Source organism: Roseibium sediminicola (assembly GCF_023156505.1).
Taxonomy (GTDB): domain Bacteria; phylum Pseudomonadota; class Alphaproteobacteria; order Rhizobiales; family Stappiaceae; genus Roseibium; species Roseibium sediminicola.
The window spans coordinates 68,361-81,919 of record NZ_JALNMJ010000012.1; the positions used below are offsets into that span (position 1 = coordinate 68,361).

The window sequence follows — 13,559 nt, forward strand, 5'->3', positions numbered from 1 at the left end:
ACAATCAAAAGCTTGGGAGAGCGGCTTGGTTCCAAAAAATGCGCGCATTCGGGACGTCGCCAGGGAGGCGGGCGTCTCCACGGCAACGGTGAGCCGCGCCCTGAGCAACCCGGATCTGCTGTCGGAGGCGACCCGGGAACAGGTCTTCGCGGCGATCCGCTCGACTGGTTACCGCGTCAACCGGGCCGCGCGCAACCTGCGCACGCGTCAGGCCGGCGCCGTTCTGGTGCTCGTGCCCAATCTCGGCAACCCGTTCTTCTCCCAGATCCTGGCAGGCATCAGCGAGTCCTTTGGGGATCGCGACACGTCGGTGCTGATCGCCGACACGAAGGATCCGGCCAGCACGGGCCGGCGGTTTGTCGACTATTTTCTGGACTCTCAGATCGACGGCATGATCTGCCTCGATGGCGGGTTGCCGCGAGACGAGCTGCAGCTGCTAGAGGACAATGACGTTGCCGGTCGGGTCGTCTTTGCCTGCGAGTGGATGCAGGGTGTCCACCTTCCGTCCGTGCGCAGCGACAATGTCCATGGCGCGCGTCTCGCGGTCCGGCACCTCTACGATCTCGGGCATCGCAAGATCGCGCATATCACCGGGCCCGAGGACAATGTTCTGACCCATGCGCGGCGGGAAGGCATGCTGGAAGAGCGCGCCAGGCTCCAACTGCCCACCCGCGACGACTGGATTATCCGGGGCGACTTCTCACTGGCTTCCGGCCGTGTTGCGGGGGAACGCATCCTGGCGATGGACGACCGTCCGACCGCCGTTTTTTGCGCCTCCGACCAGGTGGCTTTCGGTCTGATGGCGACACTGACGGGCAATGGGCTTCGGGTGCCGGAAGACATATCGGTGATCGGTTTCGACGACATCGAACTGTCCGAGTATTACGTGCCGGCGCTGACCACCATCCGCCAGGACCGGCATGAGCTTGGAGCGAAAGCCTCGTCCTTGTTGCTGGAGCGTATCGAAGCAGGCGACGCACCGGCGTCAGCCGACCAGGATCCGGTTATGGTCGATGTGGAACTTGTCGTCCGGGCAAGTGTGGCCGCACCCAGGAACTAGGGTCCTGGCCCTAGTCACCCGAATCTGAAGCTCGTCTTATTTCCCGGCACACTCGGAACGAGCTTCAGATTCAAAAGGGTGACTAGCAAGCATATGTTTCTAGTGTGGTTTTCGAATTTGAAATTCGCTTCGATGGTCGCTGCAACAATGAGGCGAATTTCAAATTCACCACACTAGGGGCGGCACGCATAGGTCTTCCCTAAAGGGAAATATAACCTTCTCTTAGAGGGATGAGGGTGAAGGGCCAATTCAACGTAAGTATCACTGCGAAGAACTTAGATGGCGATGAATTAAACTGCTGTATGCGTTAATATTAGGCAGAGGTCTATATGGGTTGGGCAAAAATTGCCCAATAGGCAAATAATGCCGAGAGCGTATTTTGATTTCAATTTGCAGACTTGTTCACTTCTATTTCTTAGGAGCGTTTTGAATACATATTTATTGTAAATTTTCTGGGGGTTTTAGTGTTTGGTTAACTTGAATGTGGCATTCTAAGTCATACAAGCAAACATTGGTGGTAGATATGCGTTCTTTGGCAGTTGGCTTGGCAATGTCACTTTGCTCTCTCGTCTTGTCGACGGGGCCCCTCTCTGCCCAGGCGGGATTGAAGGTCGTCGGAACAGGAGACGGCCTTGAAATGCTGCGCGAAATCGGAAACGGTTTTGCGGCGGAGCATCCGGATATCGCGTTGGAAATCCCGCCGAGCATAGGTTCGGGTGGCGGCATCGCTGCCGTCGGCTCCGGGGCGGAACGGATGGGACGTGTCGCCCGGCCGCTCTCCGAAAGTGAAGTCGAATACGGTCTGGAATATCTGCCGATCGCGAAGATCCCGAGCGCAATTTTCACCCATCCTTCTTCAGGCGTCGAAACGCTGACGAGCGACCAGCTTGTCGGGCTCTATTCCGGTGCGATCACCAACTGGTCGGAATTGGGCGGTGCCGATCTGCGCGTCCGTCTGGTTCGGCGCGAGGACGCTGACAGCACGTTGCAGGTCCTGAAGAGCACGATGCCGGGCTGGAAGGATCTGGAATTTTCGCCCCGCTCCAAAACAGCCCTGACGACCCAGGATGCCATCGAGACCGCACGGGAAGTGGAAGGCGCCATTGCATTCGGGCCGTATTCCCGGCCGCTCGAGGACGGCCTGACCGTTGTAAAGATCGACGGCCATCATCCGACCGACGATGGTTATCCGAGTGCGGTTACCCTTGCCCTCATCTACAAGGCGGGCACGCTGGACGCCGACATGGAGGCCTTTCTCGCCTTCAGCCGGTCAGATCAGGCTCGCGCATTGATCCGCAATTACGGTGGCGTTCCCACCGGCAACTAGCGGTCTGAACAGTCATGATCCGTCACTCATCCCTTCTCTGGCATTACACCTATGGCGCGGTTTTCACCGCTGTCTGCGCCTTTGCCGGTCTCATAGGGCTGGTGGCCTACCAGCTGGAAGGCAGCATGGCGCGGCAGGAGACGGAACTCCTCAACCTGTCGCATGCGCGCTTGCTGGAAACCCTGAGCGCGGACGTGAAACTGGCGGGTACGCGGCTTGAGTTCCTGTTTCAGGACCGGCTCCGCCGGGTGAATGCCATTTCGGAGCGTGTCGATACCGCCAAGGCGGTCGAATCCCGCAACAATGTCGCCATGTCCGAGCTCTTGGGGCCGGCCGCCAAGCTGGCCGACGTCGACAGCCTGATTGTTCTCGACGAAAAAGGCCGGGTCATCGGTGCGTCCGCTTATTCCGCGGATCTGGTGACGCTCAACGACAGGATCCAGAAATTCGGCTTCTTCGGTGAAATTGCAGCGTCGCTGAAGAGCAGTTATCCCGGTGAGAAGCTGACTTTCTCGGCCGTCCTGCCGCGGGACGACACCAGCATCTTTGTGCCCGGTGATACGGTCAACGCCGTCTCTCAGGTGATCTTCGTGCCGGTGTTCGATGATTTCGGCTATGTCATCGGCGGATTGCTGGCGCAGCGATGGTTGCGGACCGAAGAACCGCTGCTGGCGGATCTCGCCGAGATCAATTCCTTCGAGCTCGCCGTCGTTTTCGACAATATGGTGATCTCGCGGGCCAATTTTTCCGGAAGCCTGGCAGATCTGGAGACTTCGCCGACCGCGCCGAACATCACCTATAACGGCGCCAGGATCATCGAATGCGGCGTTCCGGTCTCACCGATGACCGTCTGCGCCCTGCTGCCGATCGAGGAATTGACGGCAACACAGGCCGAACTGACCCGCATCGGCACCGAAGAAGAGCAGAAGCTGTTGCGCTGGCTGTTCCTGTTCGGGCTGCTGGCTCTGGTGGCCTTTGCCGCGGTCGCCTTCCTTCTGTCCCGGCAGATCACCCGGCCCTTGACCAAGATCACACGCGTGCTGACCGGGATCGCGGCGGGCGACTTCGAAAGCCAGGTCGCCGGCACGGAACGGATGGATGAAGTTGGCGACATCGCCCGGTCCGTCGTGTCGCTGCAGCGCTCCGTGAAGGAGCGCGATGCCCTGCGAAACCGGGTGCACGAGAAAAACACCATCCTGCGCTCCCAGGAAGCGCAATTGCGCGAACAGAACATTCTGTTCGACGCGGCACTCAATAACATGTCTCACGGCTTGTGCATGTTCGACCGGGAGGGCCGCCTGATCGTGTCCAACCAGCGGTTTGCCGAACTGTTCGAGTGCCGGAGCGGCAGGGTCAAGCCGGGCATGACCGCGACTCAGGTGGTTGCGGCTCAGCAATCCGAAACGCTTGAACCGGAGGAAACCACACGCAAGGACGCGCGCAATGCCGAGCACCGGACCCCTTCCGGCGCGCAAAGCACGAAGCTGGAAAAGACCCGTTCCGGCCGGATCGTCCTGACCACGCGCCAGCCCCTGGCGGACGGCGGCTGGGTCGCGATTTCCGAAGACGTGACCGAACGCCAGGAAGCCCGCGACAGGCTGGCGTTCCTGGCACGGCACGATCTTCTCACCCAGCTGCCGAACCGCATCGAGTTCCGGGAGCAGCTGGATCTGCTGCTACGGCGGCAAAAAGATGAGGGCGGCGAATTCGCCATCCTGTGTCTCGACCTGGATGAGTTCAAGACCGTCAACGATTCCCTCGGGCATCCGATTGGCGACGAATTGCTGCGGCAGGTGGCCGACCGGTTGCGGGACCTGTGCGGCGAAAGGGATCTTGTCGTGCGGCTGGGCGGCGATGAATTCGCCATCCTGACCAAATTGCCCGTCAAGACGAACGAGGTCGAAGACCTGGCCGAACTCATCACCTGGGAACTGTCGCAGCCGTTCCACATCGCCGATCATGAGATCGTCATCGGGGTGAGTATCGGCATTTCCGTCGCTCGGGCCGACGGCATTGTTGGCGACGAATTGTTCAAACAGGCGGATCTCGCACTCTATCGGGCCAAGGAAGACGGCCGCAACACCCACAGGTTCTTCCAGGCCGACATGGGGACAGCCGTCAATGACCGCCGCGAATTGATCACCGATCTGCGCAGCGCGGTGGCCAACAACGAGCTGGAACTGTTCTTCCAGCCGCAATATGCGCTCGACGATTTCCGGATCTCCGGCTTCGAGGCGCTGGTGCGCTGGAACCATCCGAGGCGCGGAATGGTGCCGCCGGGCGATTTCATCCCGATCGCCGAGGACACAGGCCTGATCCTTCAGGTCGGCGAATGGGTCCTCAACGAAGCCTGCCGGATCGCCGCAGGCTGGCCGGAAGACCTGCGCGTCGCGGTCAATTTGTCGCCCCGGCAACTGCGCGGGCATGCCTTCGGCCCGGTTTTGGTCAAAGCGCTGTCGGACTCAGGCCTGCGAGCGGACAGGCTGGAGCTCGAAGTGACGGAAACCGTGCTTCTGACCGACTCGGAAGAAGTGCTCGAAGCCTTGCACCAGGCCAAGTCCCTGGGCGTGAAAGTGTCGATGGACGACTTCGGCACGGGCTATTCATCGCTCAGCTATCTGCGCCGTTTCCCGTTCGACAAGATCAAGATCGACCAGTCCTTTGTCCGGTCGATGGCCTATTCGGAGGATTCGATCTCGATCGTGAAAGCGGTCATCGAGCTGGCCAAGAACCTGGACATGACCACCACCGCCGAAGGTGTGGAGACCCGAGAGCTTCTGGATATGCTGACCGAAATCGGCTGCACGGATGCACAGGGCTACTATCTCGGCCGTCCAATGCCGCTTGAGCGGGTGGAAGAGCTGATTTGCAACAGCCAGTCATCGCTGACAGCCGCGGCCCAGTAATACCAACCGCACTAAATAGGAACCGATCTGATGTCGCTGTTCCGGTTTGCCGGCAAGGCGCGTTGCGCAGGACGGCCTGGTTGGCCGTTCAAGCGGCGCAACGCCGTCCGGCGGGCCGGAACAGGCCACCGAAGGCCGCGTTTGGAGGCTGTTCTGCCGCGTCGCAGATTTTGGACGATACCCCGTATCGCCCTGCAATCTGCTCCTTGCCGAACAGTCTCCAAACTCGGTCAGATGGGTTTGTATTTATTGCGGTTGGTATAAGGCCGCGGCCTGGTCAGCCCGCTGTCGCGCCGCTGAAGGGAGCCGAGGCTTTACGCAGCAGATTACCGGCAAAGGCCGCAAGACCCTTGTCTTCCTCGGCGACATAGAACGGATCCGCATAGAAGGTGGCACCGGCCCGGCGGGCCAGCTCCCGCATGGCTTCCACATGTGCCGGGGCGCCGGCCGAATAGACGACATGATCGGATGTCAGCGATCCAATCAGCTGATGCGGCCGGTCGGTCATGACGGTGTCGTTGTCGCCGTCGCTCGCCGTCAGGGTGATAGGAATGCCGCGTGCCTGCAGCCAGCGGACTGCGTCGCGCATATAGAGCCCGTCCCGCGTGCGCGCGCCGGCGATCAAGCGAATCTCCCGGCCCGGCTGGCCCATGCTAGCGGCCACCGCAATCGACCAGATCGGTGCGAAGCCGGTTCCCGTTGACGTGAGTACGAGGGGCTCGGGCTGCCGGCGCAGGAAGGCGTTGCCGAACGGCCCGCGCAATTTGACCGCGTGGCCGATACCGATCTCCTTGCCGAGTTTCGACGAAACGATGCTGTCCGGATAGACCTTGATGTGGAAGACGATGATGTCTTCTTCCGCATCGAGATTGAGCGGCGTCGTCGGGCTGTAGTCGCGGGGCGGATAGCCGGCGAAACTGGCCCGCAGATACTGTCCGGGCAGCCAGGTCACCGGACGCACGACCCGAACGCGCACTTCCAGGTAATCGTCCTTGATGGCGCGGATGCTTTCCACCTTGCCCTTGGTGGTCTTCACGATCGGCACCGGATCGTAGGCAATCTCCGCGTCGCCTTCCAGCATCGCGAGGCAGCCGAGCACGGTGTCCTTTTCCCGTGTGCCCTGGTCGTCGATCTGACCGCTCAGCACCCGCACCTTGCAGGTTTCGCACTGCCCGGAACAGCAGTCATGCGGAAGGACCAGACGGCCACCGAGACCCGCATCGATCAGCGTGTCGCCGACATTCGCCTTGATCTTCTTCCCGTTGATGGTGACGGTGCAGGTGCTTTTCGACATGGAGGCGGGTCCGTTTTTCGAAACGTTGGAAAGGATCAGTTGAAGGTCAGCCGCACCGGGCGCGAGTGGCGCGTGTGCCGGGTCTGGTTGTGATCGAATACCGACAGCCAGATGAAAAGACCGTCCGTCATCGCAAGGTCCTGGTCGTGGCCGGTATCCATGTCACGCACCACTTCAAGCGTCCAATAGCCGTCCTGCCATTTCGAACCGCCAAGAAGGTCCGCGCGGCTGCCGGAATATTCGCCCTGGATCAAAACGCCGGGGATGACGGTGCCGACCGGAATCTCGGCGTCTTTTGCCGACGAATAGGGCACGCTTTCATCTTCGAACATCCACCATTGCGAGCCTTCGTCCTCGATCGCTTCCACGGACAGGTCGATCGTGCCCATCTTGGCGGCGGTGGCCTTGTAGTCCTTGGGCAGGCGTATGGCATCGACACTGCTCAGGTAATCCGAACCGTCTTTCTTGTGATAATTGTAGACGTAGAACGAGGTGCCCTTGTCCGCGTTATAGCCGGCGCTGTAGCGCGCCTTGCCGGCGACATGCGCCTCGCTCGGTTCGACCGGTGTGCTGAAATGCATGTCATCGACCCGGCCGAGCATGCCGCCGCGCGAGGCCTTCCACTGCCAGACATCCACCAGGCTGCCATCCGTGGTGTAGTGGAAGCCGCGGCCGTGAAAGGCCTTTGGCTTGTCGCTGATCGGTTTCGGTCCCATGTGCGTCGATGCGCCGCCGCCAAAGGCGTCGGTGGTCGAAAACGCGACGGAGAACTTGTCTTCATAAAACGCGGTTTCGTCGGAGAGGTCCGCCCGGTTGTTGAGCATGTGCCAGCCGTCTTCCCTCTTGACCAGGGGGTGCCGTTTCAGGGAGCGCGTGGCGTCTTCCCAGCGGAAGGCGAACACAATCTTGTCACCGACCTGGACCGCGCGCATCTCCACGGTCGAAGCGCCGGTGCCCTTCAGGTTCGAGCCCTGCTGGGTTTCGACAAACACCGGTTCGGCATTTTGCCAGGCGGCATCGTCCAGGACGCCGTCCAGCTCGGGAAGCACATCGGCCTTGGCAACGACCAGTTCGTCCAGCGTGCTGTAATTCAGCGTTATCGCCCCGGCGAGAACCACGGCGCCGATCATGAGCGCAATGGCAAGCGGATGAGCGGCCATGCCTGGAAAGCGGCGCAGTTTCTGGGGCCGGAACAGGCGCAGCAGCTGCTGCAGACCGCCATAGGCATAATGCAGGACCACATGCGCAACGATGTAGGTCAGCACCACAAGGGCGGCGGTGTAGTGCACCGTCACCCAGATGCCGCCATGACCGAGATAAAGCCAGACACCCGTGGCCGTCAGGGTCAGGACGGCACCGAACAGGATCCAGTAGGCTATCACGTTGACCGCCGAAAGGCGCAGCTTCGTGCTCGCCGGCAGCGTCAGGACCACCATCTTTTTCGAGGAAATCCGCCTCTTCAGGCGCGCTAGCGACATATAGGCGGCATAGGCGAAGATCAGCGCCAGCACAAAGACCGCGGACAGGTAATGCCAGGTCCAGATCTCGCCCTGCGGCAGAATGGGTTCGAACAGTTTGGAGAACCAGGCGCCCTCCGCGTCCGAGGACAGTCTCAGCCCGGTCAGCAAACTCGTGACGATCGCCACAACCAGCGTCCAGTGCAGCAGGATCGTGCCGATATCGCTGCGAACGGGAGGCGAGCGGTCGTCGGGGCGGGCGTTCGAGGCCGGTGAACCGTTTTTTTGAGCCTGTCCGCGCGCATCGCCGGTGGGTTTGGGGGGCGAAGTCAGTTCGAGTGCGTGGTCAGTCACTTGGTCCGTCAACTTTGCCTCTCCTCATCGGGTTCGCGACCCGGTTACTTGTGAATAGAATGCAACCGAATGTTAATATCGCGCGAACAACCGCAGCCAAAAAATACCATTTTTCATAAAATGTGAAGCAAAATTGCCAATTGCAACTTGAATTAAACCTATCCTTGCGTAATAATGCATGCGTTAAAACATAACGCTGCGTCACTATTTAAATATCTTTAGACATTATATTTGGATCTGAACTGAAAAATTAAAGATTGTTGATTTTCCGGATTGGTAATATCCGACAAGATTCTCATTGAGAGTCTCTGAAATCTGGACATCAACATGTCAGCGAAGCTTCGCAAACAAACTCCAGCTTCGTGGCTTGGCACGCAGTCTACCAGAGCAGTTTGCCAGTTTCTTCTGATAAGTAGCTGAAAACAAATAAAAATTCCAGTTCGCGTAATCGATTGGCCGCCGTGGGCCTCAGCAATTGCGTCAATCATAACGCGGTGGTGTGGAGCTCGTTGTCCGTCAAGTCCGTCGCTTGAATTTTAAGTTGCGGCAGTGGGGGCATCACCAATAGGCGGAAACCGAACCCTGTCCCTGTCGGTATTGGTGAAGCCGCAGCCGCCGTCATCAGTCTGAACGACGTCGCAATCCATGCTCCACGGTAATTCGACAGATGGAACGTCGGAGGTCGTTTTGGGCGGATGGAAGTCCAGCCATGCGCCGATCGACCGCAGCGATTGATCCAGGTCATACGCGTGTAATGCTTTCTCACTTAACTTCAAACCGGTTCAGCACATCCGTTGCCGGAAGGTCTGCGGAGACGGTTGTGCGGTGCCGAGAAACCCGCCTAAGATGATTGCTTCGCGCGCCTTGAAATGACCGCCGTCGGGTGGTGACCTGCCGCGCTGTTTGAAGAAGTTCCATTGCCAAGGGGGCGTTCATGCTGGTCTCCCATACACGCATTGTCGATATTGTCGGTGACATCATCCGGATCCAGGTATCTGCCTCCCGTTCGGAGTCGGAAGGGAGGCCTTGCCTCGGCGATCTCGCCCTGGTCGACGCCGGTGGCGGCACGACATCGTTGGCGCAGGTGATCAATATTGACCGCGACATGGTGTCATTACAGGTGAACTCGGGCACCAAGGGGCTGGCCAACAACGCTTCGGTCCGCTTTCTCGGCGAAGCGGCCAAGGTGACCTATTCCGACAACATCCTCGGCCGTGTCTTCGACGGCGCCGGCCACCCGATCGACCAGGGCCCGGACCTCTCCAGCGATCCGTCGGTGCCGATCGGGGGTCCTTCCGCCAATCCGATGAAGCGTGTTCTGGCCTCGCGCATGATCCGCACCGACGTGCCGATGATCGACATCTTCAACTGTCTGGTGGAGAGCCAGAAGATCCCGATCTTTTCGGTCTCCGGCGAACCTTACAATCCGTTCCTGGCCCGCATCGGCATCCAGGCCGATGCCGACATCGTCGTCTTCGGCGGGCTTGGCCTGATCTTTGACGATTATGCCTTCTTCCGGAAGCAGTTCGAGGATGCCGGTGTCTTCCCGCGCACGGTGATGTTCATCAACCAGGCCTCCGACCCGGTGGTCGAGCGCCTGCAGGTGCCGGATATGGCGCTGGCGGTCGCCGAGAAATTCGCTGTCGAGGAAGGCAAGCGGGTGCTGGTACTCCTGACCGACATGACCGCCTTCGCCGACGCCATGAAGGAAGTCTCGATCGCCATGGAACGGGTGCCCGCCAATCGCGGCTATCCAGGCGATCTCTATTCACAGCTGGCGCGCCGCTATGAAAAAGCCTGTGATTTCAAAGGCTCGGGTTCGGTGACTATCCTGACGGTGACCACCATGCCCGGCAATGACGTCACCCATCCGGTGCCGGACAACACCGGGTATATCACCGAGGGCCAGTTCTATCTGCACTCCGGTGTTCTGGACCCGTTCGGCTCGCTGTCGCGCCTGAAGCAGCACGTCATCGGCAAGGTCACCCGCGAGGATCACAACCAGATCATGAACACCATGATCCGGTTCTATTCCGGCGCGCGCGACGCCGAGCAGAAACAGTCGATGGCCTTCGAGCTCTCGGATTATGACCGCCAGCTCTTGAAATTCGGCACTCTTTTCCGCAAACGCTTCATGGATATCGATGTGTCGAAGCCGCTGGAAGAGGCGCTCGACTTGTGCTGGCAGACCCTTGCTGAGTGTTTCAAGCCCGAACAATTGCTGATGAAACAGGGGCTCATCGACAAATATTTTCCGAAGAACGTTTCGAATGCCTATGACGAGGAGGCTGCCTGATGGCCAGGTTGGCCCTCAACAAGTCCTCGCTCGCCAAACAGGGAGCTCAGCTTGCGGAGTATAAGCGCTTTCTGCCCTCGCTCGAACTGAAGCGCTTGCAGATCATGGCCGAGCGTGCCAAGGCGAAGGAAACCGCTGCACGGCTGGACCGGGACTATGAGACGCGCTTTGCCGAGCTGGCGAATTCCCTGCCGATGCTGGCCAACCGGCAGGTGCCGCTGGAAGGTCTGGTGGTTCTCAAGAAAGTGGTGCGCGGCGAGCAGAACCTGTCGGGAACCAAGCTGCCGACCCTTGAGGATATCGAAGTCGAAACGGAAGCCTATTCGCTGCTTGCCCGGCCGCATTGGGTCGATGCCTATGTGGCCGGCATGCGGGAGCTGCTGCGCCTCAGTCTGGAACGCGACGTGGCACACGAGCGCATCAAGCGGCTGATCGAAGCAGAGGCGGTGATTTCCAGGCGGGTGAACCTCTTTGAAAAGGTTCTCATTCCCCAGGCCGAACGCAACATCAAGAAAATCCGTATGGCGCTCGCCGACGCCGAGCGGGATGCAGTCGTCCGGGCCAAGATCTCCAAGCGCAAGACAGCCGCCCGCGGCGCAGAAACCAGGGTGGCCGAGATATGAGCATCGTGCCGCTCCTCAAGGTCAACCTGATTGGTGTCCTCGACGACAAGGACAGGGTGCTGGAAGCCGCCCAGGAGTTCGGCAACCTGCATCTGATCCCATTGACCTCCGCCCAGAAGGAGCTGGAAGCCGTTCCGGCCGGGCGTGGACGCGAGGCAGCCGAGGCGCTGCGCTGGCTGGTCGACAGCCCGGCCCAACGCCGGCCGGTGACCCATCCGGAAGGCTTCAAGCTCGACGAGGTGGTGAGCGAAGCGCTCAAGAACAAGAAGGCGCTGAAAGACTGCGAAGACCGTCTCGCCCGGCTGGACAAGCGGATCCAGGACGTAGAACCCTGGGGCGAATTCAGCTTTTCCGACCTAGCCGAAATCGGGGAATACCGCCTGTGGTTCTATATCGTGCCGAACGGCAAGCTGAAGGCAATCGATCCGTCGGACAAGATCCTGGAAACCGTCCATCGCGACAAGTTCCGCAGCTACATCGTGCTGCTGTCTCCGGAGGAGCCTCCTGTCAGCGCCATGCCGGTGCCGCGCATTCATGTCGGCGCGGAGCCGCTCTCGACCCTGCAACGCCAATATGAAGACACGGCGGTCGAGCTGGAAGAACTCGACCTGGCGCGGCAGGCGCTGACCAAGTGGCGCCTGATGCTGGCGCAGAACCTTGCCGCGGCACGCGATCATTCCGCCCGCCATCGGGCCTCGCTGGAAACAGCCGACGTCGAGCGGGTTTTTGTACTGCAGGCCTGGGCGCGCGCCGACCAGATGTCCGGCATTCAGGCCCTTGCTTCGGAACTCGGTGTCGCGGTCGTTGCCGAAGCGGTCTCGGAAGAGGACAGGCCGCCGACCCTTCTCGACAACAGTCGCGCGATGGAGGCCGGCGAGGACCTGGTCGAATTCTACCAGACGCCGGGTTACCGGGACTGGGACCCGTCGGCCGTCGTCTATGTCTCCTTCGTGATCTTTTTCGGCATGATCATGACGGATGCGGGCTATGGCCTGTTGCTGCTCTTGCTGCTGTTCCTGTTCCGCAAGCGATTTGCCGGCTCCGCCCTTGGCCGGCGGATGTTCCGCATGTCGGTCTGGCTGATGGTCTCGACCACGGCCTTCGGCGTTGCCACAGGCAGCTATTTCGGCGTGACGCCTCCGGACGGCAGTCTGCTCGCCCACCTGAAAGTGCTGCATCTGAAAGACGTCGACACCATGATGAAGATCACGCTGACCATCGGTGTGATCCATATCGTGCTCGCCAACTTGATGCGCGCCTGGCACGAACGCACTTTAAGCGGCCGGCTGCAGCCGCTTGGCTGGTGCCTTGTGGCGCTTGGCGGGCTCGCCACGTTTCTGGGGCAGGGCACCGTGATGGCATCGGCCGGTCCGGCCGGCGTCGTCGCTGGGCTGTTGCTGGTCGGCTTCTTCGGCAGCGACCGCAAGGTGACTTCCCTGAAGTCGGGCGGCCTGCGCGTGTTTGACGGCCTCGCGGCGCTTGCCCGGATCGTCAACATCTTTTCCGACGTGTTGAGCTACATGCGCCTGTTCGCGCTGGGTCTGGCGGCGGCCTCGCTCGCCGAGACCATCAATTCCCTGTCCGGTCAGCTCAATCACGCGGTGCCGGGCATCGGCCTCCTGATCGCGATCACCGTGCTGGCTCTCGGCCACGCCATCAATATCGGCCTCGGGCTGATCGCCGGCTGCGTCCACGGGCTGCGGCTCAATGTCATCGAATTTTTCAATTGGGGTTTGAAGGACGAAGGCACGCCTTTCCGTCCGTTCAAGAAAGAGGAGACACGCCTGTGAACGAATTTGTGGTGGCTCTCGGCTGGTTTGGGCTATTCGCACCGGTTGCACTCGGCGCCATTGGCAGCGCCTGGGGCTGCGCGCTCGGCGGCAGCGCCGCGATCGGCGCCATGCTGGACAGCGACGGCGGCTATGGCCGGTTCATCGGCGTCTCGCTGATGCCGTCCTCGCAGGTGATTTACGGGATCGTGATCATGTTCTCGCTGCAGCAGGCCCAGATCGACGCGGCCAATGGCGCCGCGCTGTTCGGCATCGGTCTTCTCTCCGGCGTTACCATGCTGTTCACCGGCATTCGTCAGGGCGAGGTGCTGGCGTCGGCCATTCATGCTTCCAAGGCCAAGCCCGAAATCTTCGGCATTTCGCTGGCACCCGCCGCGGTGCTGGAAGGTTTCTCGGTGTTCGCGCTGGTATTCGCGCTGGTCCTGGCCGGCTCGATCCCGAGCTAGGAGGCG

Annotated in this window: 9 protein-coding genes; 7 read left to right on the top strand and 2 right to left on the bottom strand. The window is 60.4% G+C overall.

Going from position 1 to position 13,559, the window contains the following annotated elements:
- Positions 1-25 precede the first annotated feature (25 nt).
- The 3 genes from M0H32_RS17165 to M0H32_RS17175 all read left to right on the top strand — a co-directional run bounded on the left by M0H32_RS17165 (position 26) and on the right by M0H32_RS17175 (position 5,293).
- Complete coding sequence (locus M0H32_RS17165) at positions 26-1,060, top strand: LacI family DNA-binding transcriptional regulator (protein ID WP_248156183.1); 1,035 nt, start codon at positions 26-28, stop codon at positions 1,058-1,060.
- 550 nt (positions 1,061-1,610) lie between these two features.
- On the top strand, positions 1,611-2,387 hold the full coding sequence (locus M0H32_RS17170) for a PstS family phosphate ABC transporter substrate-binding protein (protein WP_345779342.1): 777 nt from the start codon (positions 1,611-1,613) through the stop codon (positions 2,385-2,387).
- 14 nt (positions 2,388-2,401) lie between these two features.
- Positions 2,402-5,293: a bifunctional diguanylate cyclase/phosphodiesterase gene (locus M0H32_RS17175; protein WP_248156185.1), complete on the top strand. Its 2,892-nt coding sequence runs from the start codon at positions 2,402-2,404 to the stop codon at positions 5,291-5,293.
- Positions 5,294-5,570: 277 nt separating this feature from the next.
- Here the strand turns inward: M0H32_RS17175 and M0H32_RS17180 are convergent, their stop codons facing one another.
- Complete coding sequence (locus M0H32_RS17180; RefSeq protein WP_248156186.1) at positions 5,571-6,587, bottom strand: 2Fe-2S iron-sulfur cluster-binding protein; 1,017 nt, start codon at positions 6,585-6,587, stop codon at positions 5,571-5,573.
- A 35-nt stretch (positions 6,588-6,622) separates the two neighbouring features.
- Positions 6,623-8,410 (bottom strand): ethylbenzene dehydrogenase-related protein, encoded by a 1,788-nt coding sequence (locus M0H32_RS17185; protein ID WP_248156187.1) that lies wholly within the window; start codon positions 8,408-8,410, stop codon positions 6,623-6,625.
- Positions 8,411-9,332: 922 nt separating this feature from the next.
- Here M0H32_RS17185 and M0H32_RS17190 point away from each other — a divergent pair.
- The 4 genes from M0H32_RS17190 to M0H32_RS17205 are packed head-to-tail and all read left to right on the top strand — an operon-like array spanning position 9,333 to position 13,553.
- Entirely contained in the window at positions 9,333-10,694 is a 1,362-nt protein-coding gene (locus tag M0H32_RS17190; protein WP_248156188.1) for a V-type ATP synthase subunit B, read from the top strand.
- Positions 10,694-11,317: a V-type ATP synthase subunit D gene (locus M0H32_RS17195; RefSeq protein WP_248156189.1), complete on the top strand. Its 624-nt coding sequence runs from the start codon at positions 10,694-10,696 to the stop codon at positions 11,315-11,317. The genes M0H32_RS17190 and M0H32_RS17195 overlap by 1 nt, the downstream gene beginning before the upstream one ends.
- On the top strand, positions 11,314-13,107 hold the full coding sequence (locus M0H32_RS17200; protein ID WP_248156191.1) for a V-type ATP synthase subunit I: 1,794 nt from the start codon (positions 11,314-11,316) through the stop codon (positions 13,105-13,107). The genes M0H32_RS17195 and M0H32_RS17200 overlap by 4 nt, the downstream gene beginning before the upstream one ends.
- On the top strand, positions 13,104-13,553 hold the full coding sequence (locus M0H32_RS17205) for an ATP synthase subunit C (protein WP_248156193.1): 450 nt from the start codon (positions 13,104-13,106) through the stop codon (positions 13,551-13,553). Before M0H32_RS17200 ends, M0H32_RS17205 begins: the two co-directional genes overlap by 4 nt.
- The last annotated feature ends 6 nt before the right edge of the window (positions 13,554-13,559 follow it).

What these genes read in the sequence shown, in the direction of transcription:
- M0H32_RS17180 (WP_248156186.1), bottom strand. Translation starts at nt 6,587, where the DNA reads ATGTCGAAAAGCACCTGCACCGTCACCATCAACGGGAAGAAGATCAAG.
- M0H32_RS17195 (WP_248156189.1), top strand. Translation starts at nt 10,694, where the DNA reads ATGGCCAGGTTGGCCCTCAACAAGTCCTCGCTCGCCAAACAGGGAGCT.
- M0H32_RS17170 (WP_345779342.1), top strand. Translation starts at nt 1,611, where the DNA reads ATGTCACTTTGCTCTCTCGTCTTGTCGACGGGGCCCCTCTCTGCCCAG.
- M0H32_RS17175 (WP_248156185.1), top strand. Translation starts at nt 2,402, where the DNA reads ATGATCCGTCACTCATCCCTTCTCTGGCATTACACCTATGGCGCGGTT.
- M0H32_RS17200 (WP_248156191.1), top strand. Translation starts at nt 11,314, where the DNA reads ATGAGCATCGTGCCGCTCCTCAAGGTCAACCTGATTGGTGTCCTCGAC.
- M0H32_RS17190 (WP_248156188.1), top strand. Translation starts at nt 9,333, where the DNA reads ATGCTGGTCTCCCATACACGCATTGTCGATATTGTCGGTGACATCATC.